We start from the raw sequence: 26,982 nt of genomic DNA, 5'->3' as shown, positions 1-26,982 counted from the left end.
GAAAAACAAATGGGACGAGAAAAACTCAATCAACTCCTCGACCTGCTCGAAGAACTACAAGCCGTCAAAGTCTGACCGAACGCGCATTTGGCTGCGCGGGTCAGCATTGCCGCTTTTCTTTGAAAGACACAGGCTGGAGTTGCCGGGGCGTCGCACGCTCCCATCACAAAACGTTTTCCGTCTCAAGCTGAAAGCTCCCCAGCCTCCGAGCACAATGCACCTTCACGTTTGACGACGGACCACGTTCAGCCAAAAAACCTCCAACTCCAGTAGAACATGGTGTCAAATCCATTTGGCCGCCGACGAACGAGGGCCTTCCACGCGGGCCAAGTCAGTCATTTCAATCACATCCAAGAGCCACGACACCTTTTGAAAGCTGGCTTTTCCTGCTCAACAAAATACTGGATGTTGGATACAATATCCTCTATAGCTGCGCGTATCGATTGATTCAGGGAGGATCACATGCTCAAGAAACTCGCCGCACTGGCGGCCCTCACCACTATCACCACGGCTCCTGCGATGGCGGACACGCTGGACGATGTCGTAGATCGCGGGACATTGCGCTGCGGTGTTGTGTTGGATTTTCCGCCAATTGGGTATCGCGACGCGAATAACGAACCGGCAGGCTTTGACGTCGAATACTGCAATGATCTGGCCGCCGCACTTGAAGTTGAGGCTGAAATCCTGCCGTTGACCTGGGCCGAACGCCTGCCAGTGATCGTCACCGGACGCGCAGACGTTGTGTTCGGAGCAACCTCGGACAGCCTTGAACGGGCGCGGACGGTGGGCTTTACCATTCCTTACGCCATCTATTATGCGCAGGGTGTCGTGAATGCCGAAAGCGGCATTGAGACCTTCGAGGATATCCGTGGCAAGCGCGTGGCCGCCGCGATCGGCACCGTACCCGAGCAGGAATGGCTGAAGATCGCCGCCGAATGGGGCGAAGAAGGCAATTACCAGGGCTACCAGTCCGAGAATGAGGTTTTCCTGGCGGTGGCTCAGGGCAAGGCCGATATCGGCATTACCACAAACACTGCCGTGCTGCCGATTACCCAGCAATATGACACTGTTGTTGCCGGCCCTCGCATGCCATGGACCACCGACTACACTTCGGTTGTAGGCAAGCGCGAAGATGTCACCTGGCTGAACTTCCTGAACCTGTTCGTGACCCACCAGGTGCGTTCGGGCCGCTATCAGGAGCATTGGGGTAAATATGTCGGCGGCGAAGCGCCTGAGCTGCGCATTCCCGGCGTAATGTACTGACCCTTTCCTACTCCATGCTTTCGTCCGGCTATGGCCGGGCGAAAGGACCGGTAGATTGCGTGAGGAACACCCGTGTTCGACTATAACTTCCATTGGCGACCGGTGATGAAAAGCCTGCCGGACCTGCTTGAGGCATCGCTGCTGACGATACAGGTTGCTGTGCTGGCAATGGTCCTTGGCATTATCATCGGACTTTGTCTGGCGCTGACGCGGCTGCACCTGAAAGGTCCGCTTTACTGGTTCGCCTCAGCCTGGGTCGAACTGGCGCGCAATACTCCGGCGCTGTTCCAGCTGTTCTTTTTCGGCTTCGGGCTTGGTGCCTTTGGCCTGCATCTATCGCCGTACTTCATCGTGCTGGCCGGGCTGACATTCAATTGCGCCGGTTATCTGGCTGAAAACTTCCGTGGCGGCTTTCAGGCCGTCCCCGAGACACAGCTACGCGCGTCCCGATCGCTGGGCATGACCGCGTGGCAGGCTTACACACGCGTCGTGATCCCGCAGGTGTTTCGCATTGTCTATCATCCGATCACGAACCAGATGGTCTGGGCTGTTCTAATGTCGTCACTGGGTATGCTGGTCGGCTTCCGGGAATTGTCGGGCGAGACCCAGATCTTTGCCTCGCGCACTTTCCGAATCTTTGAATATTTCGCCGTCACCGCGGTCATCTACTACGTGATCGTCAAAATCATCCTGCTTGCCTCGCGCCTGCTGGCGTCCCGGCTTTTCCGCTACTGAAGGAGGCACAGATGCAACCCACTGTCAGCTTTTTCAGCGGCTTCAACATCAACGATCTGTGGTTTCTGGGCGAAGCCGCGCTGCGAACGCTCTGGATTTCAGTGCTTTCGATTTCCATTGGAACGGTTTTTGGCGTGGTGTGCGGTTGGCTTCTGTACGAGGGCAAACTGGTAGCGACCCTGACGTTGGCTCCGGTTCTGGATATATTCCGGTCGGTCCCTCTGATCATCCAGCTGGTGCTGTTTTACAACTTTGCACCTATTGTCGGGCTCAATCTGGACCCGTTTGCCTCGGGCGTGGTGATCCTGTCCATCTACACGGCAGCACTGGTTGCGAATGTGGCGCGCGGCGGGATTGAAGCCGTTGGTGATCCGATGCGCCGCGCCGCGCGCAGCCTGGGCATGACCTATTGGCAGGATCTGCGATATGTCGTCTTCCCGATTGGTGGGCGCGCGGTGTTCCCTGCATGGGTCGGGGTCGCGCTGGGTGTGATGAAAGACAGCGCGCTGGTCTCGGTTCTGGGCTATGTTGAACTGCTGAAAGCCAGCCAGATCCTGATCACCCGCACGCAGGAACCATTCCTGATCCTGACAATCGCTGGCGCGTTCTATTTCGCGCTCAGCTATCCGATTTCGCGGTATTCCGCGTCGCTAGAAAAAAGGTGGGGCCAATGATCGAAATTCGCGACCTGCACAAATATTTCGGATCGCTGCATGTGCTGAAAGGCATCGATCTGGATGTGCAGAAAGGAGAAGTTCTGTCGGTGATCGGTGCGTCAGGCTCCGGCAAATCGACCCTTCTCTATTGCATCAACGGGCTGGAACCGATCCAGCAAGGATCGGTCAGGGTTGATGGCATTGATGTTCATGCTAAAGGCACCGACATCAACAAGCTGCGCACAAAGCTGGGGATGGTGTTCCAGCAATGGAACAGCTTTCCGCATCTGACAGCACTGGAAAACGTTGCGTTGGCCCCGAAGATTGTCAAAGGCAAGTCGAGGGACGAGGCGCGTGACATAGCCGCAAAGCAGTTGACCCATGTAGGGTTGGGCGAAAAGCTGAACGTCTTCCCCTCGGCCTTATCGGGCGGTCAGCAGCAGCGTCTTGCCATTGCCCGCGCGCTGGCGATGGAGCCGGAATACATGCTGTTTGACGAAGCCACCTCGGCGCTGGATCCTGAACTGGTGGGCGAAGTTCTCGACACGATGCGGCTTTTGGCCGAGGAAGGGATGACGATGATTTGCGTCACGCATGAGATGGGTTTCGCTCGTGATGTATCAGACCGGGTTGCTTTTTTTAATCAGGGCGTGATGGAAGAGATCGGCCCGCCCGCCCAGATTTTTAACGAAGCCCAATCTGAACACACCCGCAAATTCCTGGCGAATGTGCGATAAAAGCCCCCGCCCCGAAAAAATTAGGAAGGTTACCTTCATGTCCCAGAATATCTTTACCGGCACCATGCCAGCCCTGATGACCCCCTGCAAACCGGACCGGACACCGGATTTCGACGCGCTGGTGAAAAAGGGCAAGGAAATGATCGCAGCGGGTATGTCTGCCGTGGTCTATTGCGGCTCGATGGGCGACTGGCCTCTCTTGTCGGATGCCGAACGGATGGAAGGTGTCGAACGTCTGATCGCGGCCGGACTGCCCGTTGTCGTCGGCACAGGTGCGATAAATTCGAAATCCGCCGTGGCGCTTGCCGCGCATGCGCAAAAGGTTGGAGCGGCAGGGCTTATGGTGATCCCGCGTGTATTGTCGCGTGGATCGTCCATCGCGGCGCAGCGTAATCATTTCAAAGCGATCCTGTCGGCTGCACCTGATATTCCGGCAATCATCTATAACAGCCCGGTTTACGGCTTCGCGACGCGCGCCGATCTGTTCCTGGAATTGCGTGCAGATCATCCCAACCTGGTTGGGTTCAAGGAATTCGGCGGCAAAAGCGATCTACGCTATGCGGCGGAACACATTACCTCGAAAGATGATCAGGTTACACTGATGGTTGGTGTGGACACCGAGGTCTACCATGGCTTCGTCAATTGCGGCGCCACCGGTTCGATCACAGGGATTGGCACTGCCCTGCCGAAAGAGGCACTGCTGCTGGCTGCCCTGTGCCAGAAAGCGGCGGCGGGCCATGCCGAAGCGCGCCTGCGCGCGCGCGAGCTTGAAGAAGCCTTTGGTGTGCTGGCCAGCTTTGACGAGGGCACCGATCTGGTGCTGTATTACAAACACCTGCTGGTCCTGAACGGCGAAGAGGAATACCGTTTGCACTTCAACGAAACCGACGAGTTGACGGATGCCCAGCGCAACTATTGCGAACAGCAATACGACCTGTTCCGCACTTGGTTTACTGATTGGTCCGGCCAGGGCGGAGTCATTGCTGAATGCATGTGATTGACAGTCACACCGGGGGAATGCCTACGCGGGTGATCCTCGACGGCGACCCCGATCTGGGGTCCGGCCCGCTGGCAGAGCGTGCACGACGCTTGGCTACCGAGCATGAGGCGTTCTACAAATCCATCTTGCTGGAGCCGCGGGGGCAGCCCGGAATGGTGGGGGCGCTACTGGTCGCGCCCGAAGATCCAGGGTGTGAGACCGGCGTGATCTATTTCGATGCGGATGCAGTTCTTGGCATGTGCGGACATGGCACCATCGGTCTGGGCGTCACTCTGGCACATATGGGCAGAATCCGGCCGGGCACGCATCGGGTTGAAACTCCGGTCGGTGTCGTCTCGGTGGAATTGCTGGACGCCAATACCGTACGCGTCACAAATGTCGAGAGCCGTCGCGTTCGGGCAGCTGTGCAGATTGAGGTTGGCGGCTATGGGTCGATAACCGGCGATCTTGCCTTTGGCGGAAATTGGTTCTTCATTGTTGACCCCAGCCCGATCCCGGTGAACCCGGGAAACATTCGGGCGTTGACCGATTTGACCATCACCATACGCGAAGCCTGCATCGCACAGGGCGTGCATGGCGAAAACGGAGAACTGGTCGACCATGTGATCCTTCAGGATCAATCCCCCAACAAGGATGTTCACAGCCGCAACTTTGTACTGTGCCCGGACAATCAATATGACCGGTCGCCCTGCGGTACCGGCAGTTCGGCGCGCCTCGCCTGTCTGGCGGCAAACGGGGTGCTGGAAGCAGGGGAAGAGATTGTACAGGAAAGCGTGATCGGCAGCCCCTACGTGCTGAGCTACCAACCCGGCCCGAACGGGGGTGTCATTCCCACCCTGACCGGGCAGGCGCATATCATGTCGGAAGGCAGGTTGGTTTTCGCGCCGAATGATCCGTTCCGTGATGGCATCGCGCTTTGAAGTCAAGGCCGGGGACAGACGCTGTCCAGTCCCCGACCCCGTACCACTATTTGAGAACCTGTAACCATGCAGCATGACACCAAGACGGACATAGTTGTGATCGGTGCTGGCATCATTGGCATCAGCGCTGCGCTAGAGTTGCAAAAGCGGGGAAGGCAGGTGCTTGTGCTGGACCGTGAAGGCGTTGCAGCCGAGGCGTCAAAGGGCAATGCCGGGGCCTTTGCCTTTACAGATATAGTGCCGCTTGCAACGCCTGGGATCATGCGCAAAGCGCCAAAATGGCTGCTTGATCCGTTGGGGCCTTTGTCGATCCCGCCCGCTTATGCGCTGAGTATTGCACCGTGGATGCTCCGGTTCTGGCGGGCCAGTTGGCGCGATCGTTATGCAGCCTCACTATCCGCACAAGCCGCGCTGATGAAGCACAGCCGTGCGGCGCTGGAGCGTCAGATCAAGCATGTAGACGGCGAGGCGCTGATGCAGCGCGAAGGCCAGTTGCAGTTGTTCGAGAGTGAGGGCGAATTCCGTGCCAGCCTGCCCACCTGGAACCTGCGCAAGGACCATGGCATCCCGTTTGATCTTCTGGACAGCCCGGATGCTATTGTCGAAATTCAGCCCGGGCTGAACCGGCGATTTACCCATGCGGGTTTTACCTCGACATGGATGAATACCGTCGACCCTGCCCGCTGGACCGAGCATCTGGCGGCACAGTTCATCGCGCGCGGTGGGCAGGTAAAGATCGCAGGGATTACGGCACTGAAACCAACCGATGACGGCGTGCGCCTTGACACGGACAACGGCGACATTTCGGCAGGTCAGGTGATTGTTGCCGCCGGAGCCTGGTCACACCAACTGGCCAAGACCCTGGGGGATCATATCCCGCTTGAGACCGAGCGGGGTTATAACACGACCCTGCCCGAAGGCGCTTTTGACCTGCGCACTCATCTGACCTTTGGGGGGCATGGGTTTGTGGTAACCCGGATCAACGGCGGCGTGCGCATCGGCGGTGCAGTCGAACTGGGTGGATTGAAGCTGGCCCCGAATTACCGGCGCGCTGACACGTTGCTGGCCAAGGCCGGGCGCTTCATGCCAGACCTGAACCTGGAAGGCGGCACGCAATGGATGGGCTTTCGCCCATCACTGCCTGACAGCCTGCCAGTGATTGACCGATCCTCGCGCGCACCACAGGTGCTTTATGCCTTTGGCCATGGTCATCTGGGGCTGACCCAATCCGCAGGCACGGCCGAACTGGTGGCCGATCTGGTCTCTGACGCCAAGCCGGTGCTCGATATGTCACCTTTCTCATCCACACGCTTCTAATCTGGAGAACACCTTATGAAAATCACCGGGCTGAACGTATATCAGGTCGATCTGCCGCTGAAAGAAGGCCGCTATAGCTGGTCCAACGGCAATTTTGTCGAAGTGTTTGACAGCACCGTTCTGGAAATCATCACGGATGAAGGGTTGAAGGGCTATGCCGAATGCTGCCCGCTTGGCTCGGCCTATCTGCCGTCTTTTGCGCTCGGCGTCCGGGCCGGGCTGGCAGAGCTGGCCCCGCATTTGATCGGGCAGGATCCACTGAATATCGGTCAGATCAACCGCACGATGGATGCGGCCTTGCGGGGTCATCCCTATGCCAAGGCTCCGGTGGATATTGCCTGCTGGGATCTGCTGGGCAAGGCCACGGACCAGCCGCTTTACACATTGCTGGGGGGCGCTGCGCAGGATGATGTGGTGCTTTATCGCGCGATCAGTCAGGAAGCTCCCGAGATCATGGCCAAAAAGATCGAAGGCTATGCTGCCGAAGGCTACGCCAAGTTTCAGCTCAAGGTGGGTGGCGAGGCCAATGACGACATCGACCGTATCCACGCCACCCGCGCCGTTCTGAAAAAGTCGGATCTGCTTGTAGCAGACGCCAATACCGGCTGGACCCGGCACGAGGCCGCACGCGTGGTGGGCGCGATTTCGGGTCTGGATGTCTATGTGGAACAGCCTTGCCTGACCTATGAGGAATGCGTGTCGATCCGCCGCCGCACAGCGTTGCCTTTCGTAATGGACGAGGTGATCGACACTCCCAACACGCTGGTCCGCGGCATTGCCGAAGACGCGATGGATGTGATCAACCTGAAGATCTCGAAAGTCGGAGGGTTGACCAAAGCCCGTCTTATGCGGGACCTGTGCGTGGCGCACGGCATCCCCATGACGATCGAAGACACTTGGGGCGGTGACATCACCACGGCGGCCATCGCACATCTGGCCCGTTCAACGCCGTCCGAGTTCACATTCTCTGCCACGGATTTCAACTCTTACGGCACCGTGGACATTGCCGAGGGTGCGCCAAAGCGTGTCAACGGCCGGATGACCGCACCCGCCCGTCCGGGTCTGGGTGTTACACCGATTTTCGACGCTCTGGGCGAGCCTGTCGCACAATATTGAGAGATCCGATGCGGAGCAGCAAAACCGTTCATGTCATTTCAGCCCACGCAGAAGGTGAAGTCGGGGATGTTATCGTTGGGGGCGTTGCCCCGCCACCGGGCGACACCTTGTGGGAACAGCGCAGCTTTGTCGCGGGCGACCAGACGCTGCGCAACTTCGTTCTGAACGAACCCCGGGGCGGTGTTTTCCGTCATGTCAATCTTCTGGTGCCCCCGAAACACCCCAAGGCCGACGCGGCCTTTATCATTATGGAACCCGAAGACACACCGCCGATGTCGGGTTCGAACTCGATCTGTGTTTCAACCGTATTGCTGGATGGCGGGATCATTCCGATGCAGGAACCAGAAACTCATATGGTGCTTGAGGCCCCGGGCGGGCTGGTTCATGTGCGGGCGGAATGCAGCGGTGGCAAAGCGCAACGCATTTTCGTGCAGAACCTGCCCAGCTTTGCCGACAAACTGTCCGTCCCACTTGAGGTACCCGGATTGGATACGATCATGGTTGATACCGCCTATGGGGGTGACAGTTTTGTCGTGGTCGATGCACAGGCGTTGGGATTCGAGATTGTCGAACATGAGGCCCGTGACATTGCCCGATTGGGGGTGAAGATCACCAATGCAGCCAATGAACAGCTTGGGTTTTCGCATCCTGAAAACCCGGATTGGGACCATATCTCATTCTGTGCTTTCTGCGGCCCGATCAGCGAGACCGAAACCGGATTGACCGGCAAATCTGCCGTGGCGATCCAACCCGGCAAGGTTGATCGGTCGCCTACAGGTACAGCGGTTTCCGCGCGCATGGCGCTGATGGCAGCAAAAGGGTTGATGTCGCCGGGTCAGACGTTCGAGGCGGTCTCGATCATCGGATCACGGTTCACCGGTCGGATTGTCGATACCACCGAAGTGGCGGGCCGTGCCGCGATTGTCCCCGAAATCAGTGGGCGCGGCTGGATCACCGGAATTCACCAACACATGCTTGACCCGGATGACCCCTGGCCTGGCGGGTATCGCTTGTCGGACACCTGGGGTGTCTGACTAAACAGTGCATTGGCCGCGCCCGCTCTCAGGGAAAGGCGGTCATAGAGGGTTCCATTCGCTCTTGGTCTTACCTCGCTGTCTCAGCAGGGTTGAATCAACATGGATATTGGATGCATTATCAAACGGAGTGTTCTTAATCAGCTTTCTGGGTGGTCGAGTCGCGGCTCAGCTTGGAATAACGCCGGTAACCGGTAGCTGTACCCAAACAAGTGGCAGGAAAGATATGGCAGGAAAGCGCGCGATAACCAAGCAAAGCCTACCAGATGTCATCGCGAACGATCTTCGTGAACGTATTCTGAACGGTGAACTTGCCGAAGGTGAAGCTATTCGCCAGGAAGCTCTGGCCGAAGAATACGACGTATCTCGGATGCCCATCCGCGAAGCCCTAAAGCGTCTGAACGCTGAAGGCCTGATTCAATGGGCCAATAATCGGGGCGGATCCGTTACCAAACACTCATTGAACGAGATTGGAGAAATATTCGACCTTCGAATGCTTATTGAAGTCGATCTTTTCCGCAGAGCCATTCCGCAGATGGCATCTGCCGACTTTGCACGATGCAACGAGATATTGACGCAGATGGAAGCGTCTTATGACGAGAATGACGTCAGCAAGTGGGGGATCCTGAACTACCAATACCACTCCGCCCTTTACGCGGCGTCGCAGAGGAAACTGACGAATGAATTGCTGGACCGCGTCAATCTGCAATCAGACCGCTATGTCCGAATGCATTTGAGCGTGATGAAGCAGCGGGAACCCGCGAAAAAAGAGCATCGAGAGCTGTTGAAACTGGCGCAAGCAGGGAACGTTGACGAAGCCTGTAACATGCTGATGCGGCACATCCGGCGAACAAAGGAACAGCTGCTGGAGATGATCGTAGCAAAACGCGCCATGGAGGAGACCTAACAGGGCGCTTGATTGTCTCTCTTAATTGGATACATTATCCATAGCTTCAGAATCGTAAATATGGAACCTTCATGACCTGCTCCCCCCATGGTAAGCACCTCATCGCTGGAAATTGGCTTTCAGGTGACACGTTTTTTCAGTCACAGCCCGCTTTTGGACCGTCACACAGTTTTTCGGTGGGGCGCCTTCAGGATGTTGACGCGGCTGCGGAAGCTGCCGAAGAAGCGTTCTGGAGCTATGGTTTTTCGACCCGGGAAGACCGCGCGGCATTTCTGAATGCCATCGCAGATGAGATCGAAGCCCGCGCCGAGGCGATTACTGCAATCGGAACGCAGGAAACCGGCCTGCCCGAGGCCCGTCTGCAAGGAGAGCGGGGTCGCACATCGGGCCAACTTCGCTTGTTTGCCACACATATTCTGAGTGGTGAGTATCTGGATCGGCGCCACGACGGCCCGTTGCCAGACCGCTCGCCGCTGCCGCGCCCGGATCTGAAAATGATCCAGCGCCCAATTGGCCCCGTCGCCGTATTCGGTGCTTCGAATTTCCCTTTGGCCTTCTCAACCGCAGGCGGCGACACCGCTGCCGCCTTGGCTGCTGGGTGCCCCGTTGTCGTAAAAGGGCACAGCGCCCACCCGGGTACCGGTGAGATCATAGCCGAGGCTATACATGCTGCCATCGAACGCTGCAAAATTCATCCCGGTGTCTTCAGTCTTATTCAGGGGGGTGACCGGACCGCGGGTTCCGCTTTGGTACAGCACCCGCTGATCAGGGCTGTCGGGTTCACTGGCTCATTGGCTGGTGGTCGGGCACTGTTCGATCTATGTGCCGCACGTCCTGAACCAATCCCGTTTTTCGGTGAACTTGGCTCGGTCAACCCGATGTTCATTCTCGATGCTGCGCTGACGAACCGGGGCGACAACATTGCTCAGAACTGGGCAGGGTCGCTGACCATGGGCGCAGGTCAGTTCTGTACCAACCCCGGGGTAGCCGTTTTGCTGGCGGGTGCAGCAGCGGACCGCTTCGCCGAGACCGCGCGAACCGCCTTGTCAGAAACACCCGCGCAGACCATGCTGACCGACGGCATCGCCGACGCTTATCGAGCCGGTCAGGCAAGGATCGCCAATACAGCAGGTGTGCAGGAGGTTTTGACCTCGATGTGTGATCAACGCACCGCGTCCCCGTACCTGTATCGCACCAATGCTGTGAACTGGCTGGCAAACGAAACCCTTGGTGAAGAGGTTTTTGGCCCGCTGGGCGTAATAGTGACCGCTGAAACGCCTGACGAAATGCGGGCCGTTGCACACAGTCTGCAAGGTCAGCTGACCTGTACCCTGCATATGGATGATGCGGACATGGACACCGCGCGTTCCCTGATGCCGATCCTCGAGCGCAAGGCCGGGCGTGTACTGGCCAATGGCTTTCCCACGGGCGTCGAGGTCTGCGACAGCATGGTGCATGGCGGCCCCTACCCCGCTTCGACCAATTTCGGTGCTACTTCTGTCGGCACATTGTCGATCCGGCGGTTCCTGAGACCCGTGTGTTACCAGAACATGCCGGACGCATTGTTGCCCGAACAATTCCTCTGATCCTTCAACAACACGCTGCAAGAGCGTCAAGGCTCATCGCAAGGATAGCGATGAGCCACGTGTCATATGCTCGAATTTACCGAAGGCTGTGCTTCGGCCTGTTCAGTTACCTTGCTAAGCGCCTACCAGTTTGCTCGACTTACGGCTCTCAGATCCATAGGTGTAAGCCTGTTGTTCACACGTTCTGACCATGGCGGAGACAATCGCCCGCATACCCGTATGTGCCCAAGCTAGAAAACGTGGGCCAAAAAACATCTTGCTACAAATACACACCATAATGCATAAATATTGCTAGCATTTTAGAGTATTTGAATAATAATAACACATTTCTGGGGGTGAAAATCGAGCTTGGCGCGCTTCGCGCTTACTTAGACCTGTTGGGGGAAGGGGCTCTGGTTTGGCTTGGTTAAAGATTGTGTTGGTTGTATTTGTTGTCGCGCTTATGCCGGTGCAGGCCCTTGCCAACATCGGAACAGTTATCAGCGCCAAACAAGGCGCTCAGATCATTCGCGCCGGAAACACTCAGCCTGTCATTTCAGGAATGGACGTTGAATCAGGCGATACGATTTCTACAGATCACAGCGGTTTGGTTCAGATCGTTTTTGTGGATGAAACCAAAATTGCCGTTGGTCCCAATGCGCATATGGTGTTGGACGTGACCATGCTGCGCGGCAACCGAAAAGCCAAAAGCTTTGCCGTGCAAGCACTTGGTGGCAGCTTTCGGTTCATTTCCGGCAAGAGCAGAAAAAGAGCCTATTCGATCAAGACCCCGACTGCGACAATGGCAGTTCGTGGCACAACCTTCGACATGTGGGTCGTATCACAAACCCAAAGCGCAATGCTTGTCCTGCACGGGACGGTTCAAATGTGCAGTGCACAAGGGTCATGCAGGTCCACAGGCCGCGTATGCAGCATGTATGCCACCAGTGGAGGCGGATCAGTCGGGCGACCTGCTGATCAGGCGCAGTATGACCAGGCGCTGAAATCTGGTTTCCCTTTTGTTCAGTCGCAGGAAGGCCTGCTGCCTCCTTTGCAGGTACGTGTTGAGGGGTGTTCTGGCGAAGGTGCGCCCGTGCAACAGGCCAAAATCGACAGGGCCGACATTCGCAGAACTGCGCCCCAGCCGCGCCCAGTCAGCGTCGCAGCGCCGCCAACCCCCCCGTCACAACCAGCGCCAGAGCCGGAAGTAGAACCCGAACCGGAACCGGAAGAGCCTGATCCGGAAGAGCCTGAACCGGAACCGGAAGAATCTGATCGAGAGGAACCAGGTCAGGAAGATCCAGAGCAGCAAGAATCAAATAGTGAGCTGTTCCGGTAGCGTTGTCGAAAAAACGGAAATGGACTCACTTGTCCGGAGAACGACGTGAGCGACGAAAAGCGCAAAACCAGGACGGGGAAATGGGCGTTCCGCCTTGTCGGATTGTGTCTGATCCTGGTGGGTTGTTTCATCCGGGTCATGGATCCCTATCCTGTGCGAATGACCCGTCTGATCTATTTCGACGTTCTGCAAAGGTCATCCCCGCGTGAGTTCAATCCTGACCTCCCCATACGGGTTATAGATATTGACGAGGCCTCTCTGGCCAATTGGGGGCAATGGCCCTGGCCCCGAACACTGGTGGCGCAGATGGTTCAAAATCTGGGTGAATATGGCGCTGCGGCCATCGCATTTGATATGTTGTTCGCTGAGCCTGACCGGTTTTCCCCCTCACGGCTTTTGAACGATCCGTCTTTGGCAGGGGTTCTCACAGTGGAACGCCACGCTCGGAAGCTCGATAATGATGTCTTGCTTGGGATGGAAATCGCTTATTGGCCGGTCGTTCTTGGGACTGCCGCACGTTTGTCTGCTGAAGGAAATCCTATCTCTGCAAAAGCAGGTATCATTGAGTTCGGGGAAAATCCCGCCGCGGGTCTAATTTCAGTCCCTCATTGGACGCCAATCGCGCCCCCTTTGGACCGGACTGCGGCAGGTATTGGTGGGGTCAACGTCTCGCCCATCGGCGGAACCGGTATCATGCGCCGCGTGCCGGTTCTTTGGCGCGGGCCAGATGGGCTGTTACCGGGTCTGTCGATTGAAGCCCTGAGAGTTGCCTTAGGTGAAACCAATATCATGGCCGAAGGTGCGCAGGACGAAACAGGCATCATGTTGGCGGTTGAGGTCGGGGGATACCGGATACCAACGACAGAAAACGGCGAGATTTGGCTGAGATACCGGCGCGATGCGCCCGAGCTGTATATCTCGGCCAACGATATCCTCAAAGGCTCGGATGATGCGGACGTTCGGGCGGAAGTTGAGGGGCGGATCATCCTGATCGGAACGTCGGCTGCCGGTTTATTCGATATGCACCAGACGGCGCTTGGGGAAAGCGTTCCCGGTGTTTCAATTCATGCCCAGGTTCTGGAACAGGTGTTGACCAACGAAATGCTAAGTCGCTCGGACGTGACCGCAGCGCAGGAAATGCTTGCCTTCGCCTTTCTCGGGCTTGTCGTGATTGCCGTCATGTCCAGTTTCGGTGCGGTTGCATCTTTCATTGCAGGCGGTGTCGCCGCTGCCGCCGTTCTGACAATCAGTTGGCTGGTTTTTCAAAACCAGTCGGTTTTGTTCGACGCCACATTTCCGCTTGTCGGTGGCATAGCAAATTTCGGGCTGCTGGCAGGATATCTTTTCCTGTCCACCGAACGGGAAAAGCGCAAAATCCGGAAAGTCTTTTCGCATTACGTCGCCCCGGAAATCCTTGATGAGATGGAAACCACCGGGCATCAGCTGCAATTGGGAGGCGAGACGCAGGATATCACAGTGATGTTTTCCGACATCCGGGGTTTCACACCTCTGTCTGAATCCGCATCTGCCACCGAGCTGGTCTCACTGCTGAATGCGCTTTTTTCCAGTATCGGCGATCAGATACTGGCTGAACGGGGAACCATCGACAAGTTTATCGGCGACGCTGTTATGGCGTTCTGGAACGCGCCTTTGCCTGTCGCTGACCACCCGTGCCGGGCTTCATTAGCCGCGCTGAAAATGCGGCGCGCTTTGGCAGAGTTCAATGCATCCGACATCATGCGAAACCGCCCCCCTATCGCGCTGGCAACGGGACTTGCCACAGGGCAGGCCTGCGTCGGCAATATCGGCTCGCAGAAACGGTTTAACTACACGGTTATCGGTGACGTCGTGAATGTCTCAGCACGGATCGAACAATGCTGTCGAACAGTCGACTATGACATCGTCGTTTCCAACGGCGTCCATGAAATCACGCATGGGGATCTGGCCATGTTAGAGGCCGGGCATGTTGATCTGAAAGGCAAAGCCAACCCGGAACCCGTCTTTGTTTTGGTGGGCGATCAGGCCCTGTTGCAAACAGCGGCATTCCAGGATCTCAGGGCTGCACATGCAGAGCTGATTTTGGCGATCACAAATCGACATCCAAACAGCCTGGTCAAGACCTTGTGCCAACAGTGCGAAGAACTGGCTGAAGACATCGAGCCCGGCTTGCGTCAGTTCTACAGGGCGCTGCCCGGTCGTGCCGCTGACTTCCGGTCGAACCTACCATCCGGGCAATTCATGTTCACACGCCACAATCTTGGTTAACCAGTCACGTTTTCCGGCGCTTGCCCTCTTTGGGTCACGCTCACACCGGAACAAACTGATGCAAGACGGGCTGAAAATTATTGTTACTGTAATCTCTGCCCGTCATTCCCGAAGTAATATGCACGGTTGGGATCAAACCCGAATTGTACATCGTCACCCGGGGCAATTGCATGCTGGCCAAACAAACGAACTGTAACTGGCACGTTACTGGTTTGCAGAATGACATTGGTATCACCGCCCAACTGCTCAACATGCGAAACGGTGCCGGCGATCGGTCCACCGCTTTCCAGGCGGATGTCCTCCGGGCGCAGCCCCAGTTCGCGCGCATCGCCCGGGGTCAGGTTGTCCGCAGGCAGAAAATTCATGGACGGTGAACCAAGAAAGCCCGCGACAAAGCGGTTTGCCGGGTTGTTGTACAGCTCCATCGGGCTGCCGACCTGTTCCACCCGTCCGTCACGCAGCACCACTATCTTGTCGGCCAATGTCATCGCTTCTGTCTGATCGTGCGTGACATAAATCATCGAGGCCGATAGTTGCCTGTGCAGATTTGCGATCTCGATCCGGGTGTTCATGCGCAAAGCAGCATCAAGATTGGAGAGCGGTTCGTCGAACAGGAACAGCTTGGGTTGGCGCACGATGGCGCGACCGATGGCAACACGCTGGCGCTGCCCCCCCGACAGTTCGGATGGGTAGCGGTCAAGGTAGGGCTCCAACCCCAGCATCCGGCTCGCCTCGGCGACGCGCTCGTCGATCACGGCTTTCGGCTGGCGTTCCTGTTTCAGGGCAAGGGTCAGGTTGCCGCGTACATTCAGGTGCGGATAAAGCGCGTAGCTCTGGAACACCATGGCGATGCCACGTTTCGAGGGCGGGGTCAGATTGACCTGCTCGCCAGCAATTCTGATCTCACCCGATGTGGCATCTTCAAGCCCTGCAATAACGCGCAGAAGAGTGGACTTGCCGCATCCGGAGGGGCCGACAAAAACCACAAACTCGCCGTCCTCAACCTCAAGATTGATGTCCTTCAGGACCTCTACATTGCCAAAGGATTTGTGAATGTTTTTCAGTGAAAGGGCGGTCATTGGCGGGTCTCCTCAAGAGAAACGGGTTGGCCAGTGCGGATGCTTTGATCAGCGGCCAGGCAGATGGCAAGGGATTGTACGGCGTCGGACATATGGCGGGTCAAGTCGATATCCTCGGCGATGGCGCGCAGCATATAGGCTTGTTCAGCATCGCACAGTTCCTGATGGCCGGGCTCATCAGGCATGTCGATAATCCTGTCGCCCTGCGGCGTGTGAACCAGAAGGCCACCAACCTTGGTGTGACCATCGATGTCCGCTGACGCGCCCTTGTTTCCGTCGGTGATCGAAACAGACCCGTTGGGTGACACGATGTCCTTCACGAAAAACGCGGTTTCGGACATCATCGGACCCCAACCAGCCTCGTACCACCCGACCGAACCGTCGTCGAACACGACCTGAAACTGGCCGTAATTGTACATGTCAGGCGCGATTTCATCCGACAGGCGCAGACCCATGCCATGAACGCGAAGGGGGTTTGCGTCGGTGATCTGGCACATCACATCGACATAATGCACACCGCAATCCACGATGGGCGACGTGGTCTGCATCAGGGCCTTGTGCGTCTCCCACTCAGGGCCCGAGGATTGTTGATTCAGGTTCAGACGGAACACATAGGGGCCACCCAGAGTGCGAGCCTCGGCGATCAGACGCATCCAGGATGGGTGGTGGCGCAGGATATAGCCGACCACCAGCTTACGGTTCAGCCGCGTTGCTGTTTCGACCACACGCTGCGCATCGGCAACGTTGGTGGCGAGCGGTTTTTCGACAAACACATGCGCACCCGCCTCCATCGCGGCGCAGGCGTAATCCGCGTGACTGTCCGAGTAGGTCGCAATCACAACCAGATCCGGTTTGGTTTCGGTCAGAGCGGCTTCAAAACTTGAATACACCGGATAGCGCGTCAGATCAGGGTGATCCACGCGGCCGGATCGGTTCACCAACCCGACAATCTGCGCGTCCGGGTGAAGGTGATGTGCCAACGCATGGCTCAGCCCCATGTTCCCAAGGCCTGCAATCAGGACGCGGGTCATTTCACCGCTCCTGACGTGATGCCGCGGATAAGCTGTCGCGAGAAGATCACATAGAGGATCAGCACCGGCAGGATCGCCATTGAAAGGGCTGACAGGACCGCGTTCCAGTCTGTCACAAACTGACCGATGAAGACCTGGCTTCCCAGCGTCAGTGTCTTGGTCTCTTCCGCAGGAGCCAGGATCAGCGGGAACCATAGATCGTTCCAGATCGGGATCATGTTGAACACGGCAACCGTTGCCATTGCCGGACGCACCAGCGGCAACACAAGCCGAAAGAAGATTGTGTATTCGCTTAGCCCGTCGATACGGCCCGCATTCTTGAGGTCGTCACTCACCTGTTTCATGAACTCGCTTAGGATGAACACCGCCAAGGGCAGGCCCTGCGCCGTATAGACAAGGATCAGCGCCCACAGGGTGTTCACCAGCCCGGTCGCCACCATCATTTCAAGGATGGCCACAGTGCCGATGCGGATCGGGATCATGATTCCAAGCGCCAGGTACAGACCCATAAGCATGTTGCCCTTGAACCTGTATTCACTCAGCGCATAAGCCGCCATTGCGCCAAACAGCAGGACCAAGGTCAGGGATGCAACCGTCACAATCAGAGAGTTCTGGAAATAAAGGAAGAAATCCCCCTGCTTCATCACTGTCTGATACCCGATCATCGAAAAACTGTCGGCATCAGGCAGCGCCAGCGGTTCGCGAAAGATCGCCTTGCGGGTCTTGAAGCTGTTGATCAGGATCACAAAAACCGGAAACAGAGCGATCAGCGTATAAAAGATCAGTGCACCATGCATCGCGAAGGTGTTTAGCGGGTTGGAGCGGGCTTTGTTCATGTCATCTGCTCCTTACAGCTGGTACCGGCGCATCCGGGTCTGGATGCCGAAAAGGTAGACACAGACACCCAGCAGGATGATTGCAAACATCGCACCAGCGATGGCCGAACCCATATGCGGGTCACCCAATTGCAGCTGGAAGCCAAAGAATGTGCGGTACATGAAAGTGCCAAGAATATCGGTCGAGAAGTCAGGCCCCGCCAAGGCACCCTGTGCAGCATAGATCAGATCGAAGGCGTTAAAATTTCCGACAAATGTCAGGATTGAGATGATCCCGATCGAAGGCAAGATAAGCGGCAGCTTGATCTTCCAGAAGGCACTTGTGCCGGTGATGCCATCCACTTCCCCGGCTTCCAGGATTTCCTCAGGGATCGATAGCAAGGCCGCGTAGATCAGCATCATAGGGATACCGACAAACTGCCAGACCGAAATCAGCGCCAGAGTGGTCAAAGCGTATTCCTCCTTCCCCAACCACGGGGCAAAGAGGGATTTCAACCCAACCGCATCCAGCATCGAAGGAGCGATGCCCCAGATGGGCGACAAGATCAGTTTCCATGCAAATCCAACGATCACAAAGCTCAGGATTGTCGGAATGAAGATCGCCGACCGATAGAGAACTGCAAATCGCAGGCGCGGATGGCTGAGCAGCGCTGCCAGCGCGATGCCGATGGGGTTCTGCACCAGCATGTGAATCAGAAAGAACCAGAAATTGTTGCCCAGCGCATTCCAGAACTGTTCCGACCAGATCGGATCGAAAAACAGCGTTAGAAAGTTCTGCAGTCCAACAAAAACGCGGCTCTGGTCGACCTCAGAGTAAAGGGCCAGACGGAGCGTGTTGAACAGGGGAAAGATCATCACCGCTGTGTAGACAAGCACGGCTGGTGCCAGAAACACGACGATATGCCAGCGGATGCGGGGGCGGGTCATGGGAACGCTTTCGATGGAATGCTTGGCGTACCCGGGCAACTCATGCTGCCCGGGTATGGTTCAGCTTACTGATGTGGTGCGTACCACGAGGCGAGGCCCGCCTGTAGTTCTGCACCCAGCTCTTCGGGCGACTTGGCACCTTTGATCGCGGCAACGGATGCGCCCCAGGTCTCGTTCTCGAGGTTTGGTGTGCCGCGCGACAGGATTTGATAAGTCGAGCGGATGGTCGATTCACATTCTTCACGCCAGCCGACAATTTCCTTGGCCAGCGGGTCCTGCAACTCGACCGGAGTGCTCGACAGCGGGAAAAAGCCGGGCAGAGCGTTGCCGAAGATTTCAGCAAACTCGGGGCTTGCGACCCAGGTCAGGAATGTTTCAGCGGCCTCAGGATTCTTTGTGGCCGCGTTCATGCCGATGCCAATATCCGTGTGGTCCGAGATATAGCAGGTGTCACCTGCGTTCTGAACCGGCGGCTTGAAAGCGCCCATCTCGAAATCGGCTTGTGCGTTGAAGCCGGAAATCTCCCATGATCCCGCAGGATAGATGGCTGCGCGGCCCAAAGTGAAGATGTTCTGGCTGTCGGGATAGGTCTGTGCTTCGTACCCGTCACCCAGATACGCACCCCAGCGGGTCAGCGTTGCGTACGGGGCTGTCCAGGCTTCATCGGTCAGCTTCTGTTCACCTGCGATCAACGCCTGACGACCTTCTTCACCCTTCCAGTAGTTCGGCCCGATGTTATTGTAACCCATCGTGGCAGCTTCCCATTGGTCGTTGGTACCCATCGCCATTGGGATGTAAGTGCCGTCTTCCTTGATTTTGTCCAAAGCGGCAAAGAACTCGTCTTCCGTGGTCGGCACTTCGAGGCCCAACTCGGCAAAAGCGTCCTTGTTGTAGATGAAGCCGTGAATAACCGATGCCATCGGCACGCAGAAGCTGGCCGAACCGTCATCCGTCTGCCAGGCAGACTTTGCAACGTCCGAGAAGTTGTTCATCGCCTCGACCGAGGACAGATCGGTCAGGTGACCGGCCTCATAAAGCGCCAGCGAAGCATCGAAGGGGCGGCAGGTAATCAGGTCACCGGCAGACCCCGCATCAAGTTTCGAGTTCAAAACCGCGTTGTATTCTGCCGGGGCAGACGGCGTGAACTGGACTTTGATGCCAGGATGCTTTGCTTCAAAGGCCGGGATGATCTGGTCCTGCCACAGTGTCAGGTCATCGTTACGCCAGCTTTCGATAGTCAGCGTGACGTCCTCGGCATAGGCGGCAGAGGCTAACAGCGTCCCACCAAGCAAGGCCAGTTTCAGGCTATTACGTTTCATTGTACTCTCCCATTTGGTTTGCAGTTATTTATCAGGTGTCAGTGCCGCGCTCAGAACTCCGCCCGTTTCTTTCAGGCGCGCATTGGCTGCCGCCAGTGAAACGCCGCGAGCAGCGATGAGGATGGCGGACTTGGTGTCTCCTTGCGCTTCAGCCAAGGCGTTTTGGGCGGTGCCTGCATCAACTCCGGCGATCCGGGCGACGATGCCGGTCGCACGCGCCCGCAGCTTTGCGTTGTCTGCTCGCAGGTTGACCATCATGCCCTCGTGAACATGACCCAACTTGATTGCCATAAGGCTGGACAGCATGTTCAGCGCGATTTTCTGGGCTGTACCGGCGCCCATTCGGGTTGAGCCTGAAATCAGTTCAGGCGGGGTGGCAAGCAGAATCGCGTGATCGCATTGCGCCAACAGCGGGCTGCCCGGGTTGTTGGCTATCCCGATCGTGCTGGCACCCGCAGCACGCGCAAGTCGCGCGGCCTCAAGTGTATAGGGGGTGGTGCCACTGGCAGAGACAGCAATGACCGTATCGTTGCACGTAAGCACGGCCAGCCCGTCGATCAGCCCATCGGTATCGTCCTCGGTTCCACCGGGCATATGCGCGGATTGCGGCAACCCTCCGGCCATCAGGATATGGACTTGGTTTTCATCAATGCCGAAAGTACCGCCCAGTTCCATTGCATCAGCCGCAGCCATCAGCCCCGAAGACCCCGCCGCCGCGTAATACAATGAACCACCTGATGCCAGACTGCGGGCCATGGCGTCGGCACCGTCGCAAATCGCACGCAGGGCACCCTGTGGGGCACCGGCCGCTTCCTGCTGACCCCTGGACAGGGCCAGCGCCGCCTCTTCCAGCGGTCGGTTGCCCAAATCGTATGCGTCCGGGTGGAGTTGTTCTGTGATGTGTGGCAGCACGTGTTTCTCCTCGTTGCCAGAAAGCATACCTATACAATACCATTTGTCCACTAATTTTTTTTCAGCCGCTATTGGCCTTATTTTTCAATGTAATTTCGATCTTTCTGCCCTTATTGGATTTACTTTGGCATTTACATTTCAGCATAGGCATTATATAGGTATCATCATGCTTAGGTCGAAAAACAATCCAATCATCGCAGCAGACGGCGGCGGAACAACCTGTCGGATCGCCTATGACGATGGGGGGCAGCGGCTGGTGGTCGAGGTTGGCCCCGCCAACGTCGCCAGCGATTATGACGGCGCGATTGTGCGGCTGAAAGACGGCCTGAAGATGCTTGCAACCAAGCTCAATGTTCAGCCCGACACCCTGAGACCGGTACCGGCGTATTTTGGACTGGCCGGTGTTACCGGCGAGCAGATCGCCCAGCGAGTAGCCGCGGATTTGCCGTTGGACAGGATACTGGTCGAGGATGATCGTCACCCTGCGCTGGCGGGTGCGCATCACACAACTGACGGAGCAATCGCTCATTGCGGGACGGGTTCGTTTCTGGCCCTGCAATCGCAAGCCGGCCGACGCTTTGCCGGTGGCTGGGGCTCAGTACTGGGGGATGAGGCCTCTGCTCAGTGGATTGGGCGCAGAGCGCTTTCCGTTACGCTGGATGCATGGGACGGGCTGGTCTCAAAATCCAACTTGACCGAGGCCTTGCTGAACGAATTTGGCAGTACAAGCGGCATTGTCGCTTTCGCGGCTGCGGCCCAGCCTCATGAATTCGGCCAAATTGCGCGACAGGTGACAGCGGCAGCGAGGTCAGGGGACGAACGGGCGGTTTCGCTTATGCGCGAAGGCGCCGCGCATCTTTTGCAGGCACTGGAAGCAATGGGTTGGACCCCGACCATGCCATTATGCCTGACCGGGGGTATTGGCCCCCATTACGAGGCGTATCTGCCGGATCGTGCGCGTGGCGCAGTAACAGAGCCCAAAGGTGCGCCTATCGACGGGGCCATCGCCTTGGCCCGGGCTTTTCAAGTGGAGCATTCGGCATGAACGCAGCATCCTTTCTGGCTTCTGACGACTGGCTCGAAAACAGCGGCGGGCCGCGTTATGTCCGGCTGCGTCAGCGACTGGAGGAAGGCATCGACGCTGGTGTCCTGCCCCCGAATTCCTCATTGCCGCCCGAGCGCGAGATCGCCGAGATTACCGGCCTGTCCAGGGTCACCGTGCGCAAGGCCATTCAGGAACTGGTGAAACAGGGCGCAATCGTGCAGCGGCAGGGTTCCGGATCTTTCGTACGGAACGCCGCACCGAAACTGGAACAATCGCTTTCGCATCTGACCTCGTTCAGCGAGGACATGCGCCTGCGCGGCATGGAATCAACCTCCAAGTGGTTGGAACGGGGCGTTTTTCTGCCATCACCCGAGGAAACGGCGGTGCTCGGGTTGCCCACTGACGGACAGGTGGCGCGCATTTGCCGCCTGCGAGAGGCTGGTGGACGCCCCATGGCAGTCGAACGTGCCTCGTTGCCATTGGACATTCTGCCAAATCCGCTTGCCGTGCGCGACTCACTCTATGATCTACTGGAAGAAAGCGGCTGCCGACCTGTTCGCGCCATCCAGAAGATTTCCGCCGTTAATCTTGAGGCTGAAGATGCCGCTCTGCTTGGCGTCGCGGAAGGCGCGGCAGGGCTGAGCATCCAGCGGATTTCCCATCTGGAAGGCGGGCGTGTCGCCGAGTTCACAAAATCCAACTATCGCGGCGATGCCTATGACTTTGTGGCTGAGCTGCGACTCACTCCATGATCTGCGATTCCGATGGAAAGGTTGCCCCGATGACCCCGAAAACGACCCTGATGCGTCAGGAAATCGAAGAAATTCCTGTCGCTGTTGAGCGATTACTCAGCAATGGCGGAGACGCCCTGAGCACAGCAGCGGACGTCGCCCGGAACGGTGGGCTGAAGTTCATGATTTCGGCGGCGCGTGGCTCTTCAGACCACGCCTGCACCTTTCTGAAATACGCAAGTGAATTGCTTCTTGGCTTGCCGATGGCATCCGTCGGCCCATCGGTCGCGTCAGTGTATGGCGCTGACCTGCATGTGGCCGGGGCGCTTTGCCTTTCTGTTTCACAATCAGGAAAAAGCCCGGATATCGTGCAGCTTACGAAAAATGCCCGAAAGGCCGGGGCCAGCACCGTAGCAATCACAAATGACCCATCTTCCCCCCTTGCACTGGCGGCTGAGGCGGCTTTGCCGCTGCACGCAGGCCCCGAGCTTAGTGTAGCGGCGACAAAGACCTTCGTGAACTCGCTGGTTGCGGGACTTTGGCTGCTGGCGGAACTGAAAGGCGACAAAGATCTTCTGGCTGCGCTGCGTGGCCTGCCCAGGCACCTTGATGCCGCGACTCGGTGTGACTGGAGCAGAGCGGCGGCGGCTGTCACCCAAGGCTCGCTGTATACGCTTGGTCGCGGACCAAGCGTGGCGATCTCGAACGAGGCCGCGCTGAAATTCAAGGAAACCTGCCAGATCCATGCCGAAAGTTATTCCTCGGCCGAGGTGCTGCATGGCCCTGTCTCGATCGTGGAAGGCGGATTTCCGGTTATTGCCTTTGCCGCCAATGATCCCGCAGAGCCGCTGTTGGCCGAGGTTGCCGACACGCTCGCAGCCAAGGGGGCACAGGTATTTGCCACAAGCCCAATGGTCACAAAGGCCGAGGTGCTGCCTCATGTCCGCACGGATCACTGGCTGACGGACCCGGTGGCCGCCATCGTGTCCTTTTATTCAATGGTCGAGCAGGTCGCTGTACAACGCGGAATCAACCCGGATGCGCCACGTCACCTGCGAAAAGTGACGGAAACGGTATGAGCGACCAGGCGACCATCTACCACAGCGGGCTTGTTTTTGACGGCACCAAACTGCACGACGGTGCCGCGCTGCGGCTGGAGGCTGGCCGCATCACTGACATAGGCGTTGACGTGAAGACAGACGCTGGCAAGCTTGTCGATCTGCAAGGCGACATACTGGCCCCCGGTTATGTTGACCTGCAAGTGAATGGCGGCGGCGGAGTGATGTTCAACGCCGCCCCGTCTGTCGAAACGCTTGCGCGTATTGCCGAGGCGCACCGGACGCTTGGGGCAACCTCGATCCTACCCACCCTGATCACGGATACCGCAGCCAAGACCCGCGCCGCCATCGAAGCGGTCAAGGCCGCGATTTCTGCGGGTGTTCCGGGGATCGCTGGCCTGCATCTGGAAGGGCCGCATCTTTCGGTGGCTCGGAAAGGTGCCCATGATGCAGCCCTGATCCGCCCCATGGATGACGAAGACCTGACGACGCTTGTCACGACTGCGCATGCCCTGCCCGCATTGATGCTGACGGTTGCGCCTGAAAACGTATCAATTGCGCAGGTAAAAGCGCTGGTCTCGGCCGGTGCCGTTGTATCGCTGGGCCACAGTGATGCGGATTTTGATACCTGCCTGTCTTATGCCAAGGCCGGTGCGTCCTGCGTGACGCATCTGTTCAATGCCATGAGTCAGCTGGGCAATCGATCTCCGGGGCTTGTCGGGGCGGTTCTGGCCTCGGGTCGATTGAACGCCGGACTGATCGCTGACGGCATTCACGTTCACCCCGAAGCCATGCGCACAGCCTTGGCCGCAAAGCGGGGCCCGGGCCGGATATTTCTGGTCAGCGATGCGATGGCACCGGCTGGCACGGACCAGCGCATGTTCGAACTGGAAGGCCGCCGCATTTCCCGCAAAGACGGGCGTTTGACACTGTCTGATGGTACTTTGGCGGGGGCTGATCTGGACTTGACCACAGCGCTTCGTGTCCTGACCACGCAAGCAGAAGTGCCGCTGGAAGACGCATTGGCCGCCGCAACTCGCATACCCGCCGAAGTGATGGGCTTAACCGACGCAGGTCGGCTGGCCAAAGGAGAGCAATGCCCGCTGATCCGCATTGCCAGAGATCTGAGCAATGTAGACGTGCTGGTTTGAACCAGTGCCATAAGACCTGCGCTGACAAAATCCAGAGTTTCTGCAACCAGTAGCCAATTCACTGAACGGGAACGGATTTCAGGTAAGCAGCAATGGCCAATCGGTCTTCATCGCTTAGTTTCGAGGTGTTCTCGATAACTTCGACCATTTCGCCTCCGGCGCTGTCATAATCCGGTGTGAAACCGGATTTCAGATATTCAGCGATGTCAGCCTCAGACCAGTCAAGCTGGGCAGTGGTCAGACCGGGGATGCGCCCTTTGCCGTTAGGATTTGGCGCTCCGGTCAGCCAAAGATCCCGCTTCAACCCTCCCAGTCCGTTTCGTGGTGTATGGCATTCTGAGCAGTGCCCCAAAGCTTCCACCAGATACCGGCCCCGGATTTGCTGATCGGTCAGATCACCTTCGACCACCCAGCCCGAGCCTGAAAACAGAAGCTTCCACAACCCCAGCCCTCGCCGGATGTTGAAAGGGAAACCGACGTCATGCGGGATACTTGCCGCATCAGACGCAGGCAGGGTGTTCAAAAACGCATGAAGCGCCGCGACGTCCTCGACCGTCATCTTGGCATAAGACGTATAGGGGAAGGCCGGGTAATAATGCTGTCCCTTTGGTCCTGTGCCGTGTTTCAAGGCATTGGCCAGATCTAGCGCAGACCATGATCCAATTCCGGCGTCTGGATCACTGGAGATGTTTGGAGCTACAAACGTACCGAAATCCGTTTCAAACCGGCGCCCGCCAGAAAGAACAAGCTTTTCTTCCTCGCGGGCATCCGAGGCCGAGTGGCATGAGGCGCATCCTGCTGAATAGAAAACAGACGCCCCTCTGGTCACGTCGGGGGTCAGACCGGCCAACTGTGCCGGATCAACTCTTTGCGGCCGGGTTAGCAGCAAACCGGCCAACCCAACCATAAGCATGACTAGAACGGCGAAAAGTAGAATGCGCCGCACTGATCGATACTCCTTTAATTTTCTGGTGCTCTGTAAGCTTTGTGACAGGCCGAGCAGGCTCCGCCAAGTTGGCCCATCGCCCCTTTCAGGGCTTCAACATCCTGACCTGCCGCAGCCTGCATCGCAACAGCGGCATCGGCCAGTGCCTGCCCTTTAGCGCCGACATCTGCAAAGTTCTCCCAAATAGCGGGCAAGGCGCGGGTCGACGGGTCTGACCCATTATCCGATCCGGCTGGCCACATCGCGGATTGGTCGATCTGCGACACGACGACGATATTATTTGCGGCACGCGTAGCCGCTTCGGCATCATATTCTGCCTCTCCCTTGGCCATGGCGCCCAGCGTGCCAAGGTTGAAAGCGTAAAGCTGCATAATCGAAGTCCGCGCTTTTACAGCCGGGTTTTCGCTATCCTGAGCAATTGCAGTTCCAACTACGGCCAAGGACAAAAGACCTGCCGCAAAGATCGAAGATTTCTTCATCATGGTGTGGCTCCCTGTTTAATGTGCCATATGATAGCTTGAACGATTTTTCTTGTAATTGTTTGTTATTCGGCCTCACCTGTTCATTTATGAACAACGACAATTGGGACAATATTCGGTATGCCCTCGCCGTCAGCAAACACGGCTCGTTGAATGCGGCGGCGACAGCCCTGGGCGTTGCACATGCAACCGTCCTGCGCAGGGTTGCCGCCTTTGAACACCGATATGGCTGCGCTGTTTTTCGGAAAGACCCGTCGGGGTATTCGGTTCTTCCTGAAGCCAGAACAATTCTGTCCGCCATGGAAAGCGTTGAAGACGCCGTACTTTCGGTCGAACGCGCCGTTGTGGGCGCAAATCGTTCGCCTGCGGGTCATGTGCGTATCGCGTCCACGGACAGCCTTTGCCAGTTTGTACTGCCACAGATACTAAACTCAATTTCCGCTCTCTACCCCAGCCTCGAACTGACGATCCTCAGCGGAAACAGCCACCATGATCTGACCAGGTTAACCGCGGATATAGTTGTCCGCCCTTCGGTTCAACTAGGGCCTGTGGACAATCAGCGTGACGCAATGAGAGTTGCTGCCAGGTTCCAGCAAGCCGCATAGCTGCAATCT

27 protein-coding genes are annotated in these 26,982 nt (G+C 57.4%); 19 read left to right on the top strand and 8 right to left on the bottom strand.

The window, feature by feature from the left end:
• The 14 genes from AC2FPW_RS01450 to AC2FPW_RS01385 form a co-directional block, all read left to right on the top strand.
• Window positions 1–232, top strand: a 232-nt coding sequence (locus AC2FPW_RS01450; protein WP_496812343.1) for a hypothetical protein, incomplete at its 5' end; no start/stop codon positions are given.
• Between the two features lie 230 nt (window positions 233–462).
• Complete coding sequence (locus AC2FPW_RS01445; protein WP_480483375.1) at window positions 463–1,263, top strand: transporter substrate-binding domain-containing protein; 801 nt, start codon at window positions 463–465, stop codon at window positions 1,261–1,263.
• Window positions 1,264–1,335: 72 nt separating this feature from the next.
• The gene (locus tag AC2FPW_RS01440) at window positions 1,336–1,998 is read left to right on the top strand and encodes an amino acid ABC transporter permease (RefSeq protein ID WP_496812342.1); all 663 of its coding nucleotides are present in this window, start codon (window positions 1,336–1,338) and stop codon (window positions 1,996–1,998) included.
• Between the two features lie 11 nt (window positions 1,999–2,009).
• Window positions 2,010–2,672 carry an amino acid ABC transporter permease gene (locus AC2FPW_RS01435; protein WP_496812341.1) on the top strand — a complete coding sequence of 221 codons (663 nt, stop codon included), beginning with the start codon at window positions 2,010–2,012 and terminating at the stop codon, window positions 2,670–2,672.
• Window positions 2,669–3,391 carry an amino acid ABC transporter ATP-binding protein gene (locus tag AC2FPW_RS01430; RefSeq protein ID WP_496812340.1) on the top strand — a complete coding sequence of 241 codons (723 nt, stop codon included), beginning with the start codon at window positions 2,669–2,671 and terminating at the stop codon, window positions 3,389–3,391. The genes AC2FPW_RS01435 and AC2FPW_RS01430 overlap by 4 nt, the downstream gene beginning before the upstream one ends.
• A gap of 37 nt (window positions 3,392–3,428) precedes the next feature.
• Window positions 3,429–4,388 (top strand): dihydrodipicolinate synthase family protein, encoded by a 960-nt coding sequence (locus tag AC2FPW_RS01425; RefSeq protein WP_480832927.1) that lies wholly within the window; start codon window positions 3,429–3,431, stop codon window positions 4,386–4,388.
• A complete protein-coding gene (locus AC2FPW_RS01420) occupies window positions 4,379–5,311 on the top strand; it encodes a 4-hydroxyproline epimerase (protein WP_496812339.1) in 933 nt (310 codons plus the stop codon). The genes AC2FPW_RS01425 and AC2FPW_RS01420 overlap by 10 nt, the downstream gene beginning before the upstream one ends.
• Before the next feature lie 66 nt (window positions 5,312–5,377).
• Complete coding sequence (locus AC2FPW_RS01415; RefSeq protein WP_496812338.1) at window positions 5,378–6,628, top strand: NAD(P)/FAD-dependent oxidoreductase; 1,251 nt, start codon at window positions 5,378–5,380, stop codon at window positions 6,626–6,628.
• A 15-nt stretch (window positions 6,629–6,643) separates the two neighbouring features.
• Complete coding sequence (locus AC2FPW_RS01410; RefSeq protein WP_496812337.1) at window positions 6,644–7,744, top strand: cis-3-hydroxy-L-proline dehydratase; 1,101 nt, start codon at window positions 6,644–6,646, stop codon at window positions 7,742–7,744.
• Window positions 7,745–7,752: 8 nt separating this feature from the next.
• Complete coding sequence (locus tag AC2FPW_RS01405; RefSeq protein WP_496771299.1) at window positions 7,753–8,778, top strand: trans-3-hydroxy-L-proline dehydratase; 1,026 nt, start codon at window positions 7,753–7,755, stop codon at window positions 8,776–8,778.
• Window positions 8,779–9,004: 226 nt separating this feature from the next.
• Window positions 9,005–9,685 (top strand): GntR family transcriptional regulator, encoded by a 681-nt coding sequence (locus AC2FPW_RS01400; protein WP_496812336.1) that lies wholly within the window; start codon window positions 9,005–9,007, stop codon window positions 9,683–9,685.
• Between the two features lie 71 nt (window positions 9,686–9,756).
• Window positions 9,757–11,271: an aldehyde dehydrogenase (NADP(+)) gene (locus tag AC2FPW_RS01395; protein WP_496812335.1), complete on the top strand. Its 1,515-nt coding sequence runs from the start codon at window positions 9,757–9,759 to the stop codon at window positions 11,269–11,271.
• Between the two features lie 397 nt (window positions 11,272–11,668).
• Window positions 11,669–12,589, top strand: coding sequence for a FecR family protein (locus tag AC2FPW_RS01390; protein WP_496812334.1), 921 nt, complete (start codon window positions 11,669–11,671; stop codon window positions 12,587–12,589).
• Between the two features lie 45 nt (window positions 12,590–12,634).
• Window positions 12,635–14,854, top strand: a complete 2,220-nt coding sequence (locus AC2FPW_RS01385; RefSeq protein WP_496812333.1) for a CHASE2 domain-containing protein — start codon at window positions 12,635–12,637, stop codon at window positions 14,852–14,854.
• Window positions 14,855–14,937: 83 nt separating this feature from the next.
• Here the strand turns inward: AC2FPW_RS01385 and AC2FPW_RS01380 are convergent, their stop codons facing one another.
• From AC2FPW_RS01380 to AC2FPW_RS01355, 6 genes are all read right to left on the bottom strand, one after another.
• Window positions 14,938–15,933 (bottom strand): ABC transporter ATP-binding protein, encoded by a 996-nt coding sequence (locus AC2FPW_RS01380; RefSeq protein WP_480588191.1) that lies wholly within the window; start codon window positions 15,931–15,933, stop codon window positions 14,938–14,940.
• Complete coding sequence (locus AC2FPW_RS01375) at window positions 15,930–16,964, bottom strand: Gfo/Idh/MocA family protein (RefSeq protein ID WP_480911410.1); 1,035 nt, start codon at window positions 16,962–16,964, stop codon at window positions 15,930–15,932. The genes AC2FPW_RS01380 and AC2FPW_RS01375 overlap by 4 nt, the downstream gene beginning before the upstream one ends.
• Window positions 16,961–17,800, bottom strand: coding sequence for a carbohydrate ABC transporter permease (locus AC2FPW_RS01370; RefSeq protein WP_267366204.1), 840 nt, complete (start codon window positions 17,798–17,800; stop codon window positions 16,961–16,963). Before AC2FPW_RS01370 ends, AC2FPW_RS01375 begins: the two co-directional genes overlap by 4 nt.
• A 12-nt stretch (window positions 17,801–17,812) precedes the next feature.
• Complete coding sequence (locus tag AC2FPW_RS01365; protein ID WP_496812332.1) at window positions 17,813–18,727, bottom strand: carbohydrate ABC transporter permease; 915 nt, start codon at window positions 18,725–18,727, stop codon at window positions 17,813–17,815.
• Window positions 18,728–18,792: 65 nt separating this feature from the next.
• A complete protein-coding gene (locus AC2FPW_RS01360) occupies window positions 18,793–20,046 on the bottom strand; it encodes an ABC transporter substrate-binding protein (RefSeq protein ID WP_496812331.1) in 1,254 nt (417 codons plus the stop codon).
• Between the two features lie 24 nt (window positions 20,047–20,070).
• Window positions 20,071–20,958 carry an N-acetylmuramic acid 6-phosphate etherase gene (locus tag AC2FPW_RS01355; RefSeq protein ID WP_496812330.1) on the bottom strand — a complete coding sequence of 296 codons (888 nt, stop codon included), beginning with the start codon at window positions 20,956–20,958 and terminating at the stop codon, window positions 20,071–20,073.
• A gap of 166 nt (window positions 20,959–21,124) precedes the next feature.
• Here AC2FPW_RS01355 and AC2FPW_RS01350 point away from each other — a divergent pair, with 166 nt between their 5' ends.
• The 4 genes from AC2FPW_RS01350 to nagA are packed head-to-tail and all read left to right on the top strand — an operon-like array spanning window position 21,125 to window position 24,943.
• Window positions 21,125–22,003: a glucosamine kinase nucleotide-binding domain-containing protein gene (locus AC2FPW_RS01350; protein WP_496812329.1), complete on the top strand. Its 879-nt coding sequence runs from the start codon at window positions 21,125–21,127 to the stop codon at window positions 22,001–22,003.
• The gene (locus AC2FPW_RS01345; RefSeq protein ID WP_496812328.1) at window positions 22,000–22,755 is read left to right on the top strand and encodes a GntR family transcriptional regulator; all 756 of its coding nucleotides are present in this window, start codon (window positions 22,000–22,002) and stop codon (window positions 22,753–22,755) included. The genes AC2FPW_RS01350 and AC2FPW_RS01345 overlap by 4 nt, the downstream gene beginning before the upstream one ends.
• Window positions 22,756–22,784: 29 nt before the next feature.
• Window positions 22,785–23,813, top strand: a complete 1,029-nt coding sequence (locus AC2FPW_RS01340) for an SIS domain-containing protein (RefSeq protein WP_496812327.1) — start codon at window positions 22,785–22,787, stop codon at window positions 23,811–23,813.
• Window positions 23,810–24,943: an N-acetylglucosamine-6-phosphate deacetylase gene (nagA, locus tag AC2FPW_RS01335; RefSeq protein ID WP_496812326.1), complete on the top strand. Its 1,134-nt coding sequence runs from the start codon at window positions 23,810–23,812 to the stop codon at window positions 24,941–24,943. The genes AC2FPW_RS01340 and nagA overlap by 4 nt, the downstream gene beginning before the upstream one ends.
• A 58-nt stretch (window positions 24,944–25,001) precedes the next feature.
• Here the strand turns inward: nagA and AC2FPW_RS01330 are convergent, their stop codons facing one another.
• A complete protein-coding gene (locus AC2FPW_RS01330) occupies window positions 25,002–25,889 on the bottom strand; it encodes a c-type cytochrome (RefSeq protein WP_480911403.1) in 888 nt (295 codons plus the stop codon).
• 14 nt (window positions 25,890–25,903) lie between these two features.
• On the bottom strand, window positions 25,904–26,371 hold the full coding sequence (locus tag AC2FPW_RS01325) for a c-type cytochrome (RefSeq protein WP_496812325.1): 468 nt from the start codon (window positions 26,369–26,371) through the stop codon (window positions 25,904–25,906).
• Window positions 26,372–26,457: 86 nt separating this feature from the next.
• Here AC2FPW_RS01325 and AC2FPW_RS01320 point away from each other — a divergent pair, with 86 nt between their 5' ends.
• Window positions 26,458–26,973, top strand: coding sequence for a LysR family transcriptional regulator (locus AC2FPW_RS01320; RefSeq protein ID WP_496812324.1), 516 nt, complete (start codon window positions 26,458–26,460; stop codon window positions 26,971–26,973).
• Window positions 26,974–26,982 lie beyond the last annotated feature (9 nt).

The sequence above is a fragment of the Ruegeria sp. SATB027 genome (assembly GCF_059613825.1).
The sequence above is the reverse complement of the archived record's forward strand: the minus strand, read 5'-3'. Positions and strand labels throughout refer to the sequence as shown.

Bases quoted from the DNA above. Each gene is read 5' to 3' on its own strand.
- AC2FPW_RS01445 (WP_480483375.1), top strand. From the start codon at position 463: ATGCTCAAGAAACTCGCCGCACTGGCGGCCCTCACCACTATCACCACG.
- AC2FPW_RS01435 (WP_496812341.1), top strand. From the start codon at position 2,010: ATGCAACCCACTGTCAGCTTTTTCAGCGGCTTCAACATCAACGATCTG.
- AC2FPW_RS01430 (WP_496812340.1), top strand. From the start codon at position 2,669: ATGATCGAAATTCGCGACCTGCACAAATATTTCGGATCGCTGCATGTG.
- AC2FPW_RS01425 (WP_480832927.1), top strand. From the start codon at position 3,429: ATGTCCCAGAATATCTTTACCGGCACCATGCCAGCCCTGATGACCCCC.
- AC2FPW_RS01420 (WP_496812339.1), top strand. From the start codon at position 4,379: ATGCATGTGATTGACAGTCACACCGGGGGAATGCCTACGCGGGTGATC.
- AC2FPW_RS01415 (WP_496812338.1), top strand. From the start codon at position 5,378: ATGCAGCATGACACCAAGACGGACATAGTTGTGATCGGTGCTGGCATC.
- AC2FPW_RS01410 (WP_496812337.1), top strand. From the start codon at position 6,644: ATGAAAATCACCGGGCTGAACGTATATCAGGTCGATCTGCCGCTGAAA.
- AC2FPW_RS01405 (WP_496771299.1), top strand. From the start codon at position 7,753: ATGCGGAGCAGCAAAACCGTTCATGTCATTTCAGCCCACGCAGAAGGT.
- AC2FPW_RS01400 (WP_496812336.1), top strand. From the start codon at position 9,005: ATGGCAGGAAAGCGCGCGATAACCAAGCAAAGCCTACCAGATGTCATC.
- AC2FPW_RS01395 (WP_496812335.1), top strand. From the start codon at position 9,757: ATGACCTGCTCCCCCCATGGTAAGCACCTCATCGCTGGAAATTGGCTT.
- AC2FPW_RS01380 (WP_480588191.1), bottom strand. From the start codon at position 15,933: ATGACCGCCCTTTCACTGAAAAACATTCACAAATCCTTTGGCAATGTA.
- AC2FPW_RS01375 (WP_480911410.1), bottom strand. From the start codon at position 16,964: ATGACCCGCGTCCTGATTGCAGGCCTTGGGAACATGGGGCTGAGCCAT.
- AC2FPW_RS01370 (WP_267366204.1), bottom strand. From the start codon at position 17,800: ATGAACAAAGCCCGCTCCAACCCGCTAAACACCTTCGCGATGCATGGT.
- AC2FPW_RS01365 (WP_496812332.1), bottom strand. From the start codon at position 18,727: ATGACCCGCCCCCGCATCCGCTGGCATATCGTCGTGTTTCTGGCACCA.
- AC2FPW_RS01360 (WP_496812331.1), bottom strand. From the start codon at position 20,046: ATGAAACGTAATAGCCTGAAACTGGCCTTGCTTGGTGGGACGCTGTTA.
- AC2FPW_RS01350 (WP_496812329.1), top strand. From the start codon at position 21,125: ATGCTTAGGTCGAAAAACAATCCAATCATCGCAGCAGACGGCGGCGGA.
- AC2FPW_RS01345 (WP_496812328.1), top strand. From the start codon at position 22,000: ATGAACGCAGCATCCTTTCTGGCTTCTGACGACTGGCTCGAAAACAGC.
- AC2FPW_RS01340 (WP_496812327.1), top strand. From the start codon at position 22,785: ATGACCCCGAAAACGACCCTGATGCGTCAGGAAATCGAAGAAATTCCT.
- nagA (WP_496812326.1), top strand. From the start codon at position 23,810: ATGAGCGACCAGGCGACCATCTACCACAGCGGGCTTGTTTTTGACGGC.
- AC2FPW_RS01325 (WP_496812325.1), bottom strand. From the start codon at position 26,371: ATGATGAAGAAATCTTCGATCTTTGCGGCAGGTCTTTTGTCCTTGGCC.
- AC2FPW_RS01320 (WP_496812324.1), top strand. From the start codon at position 26,458: ATGAACAACGACAATTGGGACAATATTCGGTATGCCCTCGCCGTCAGC.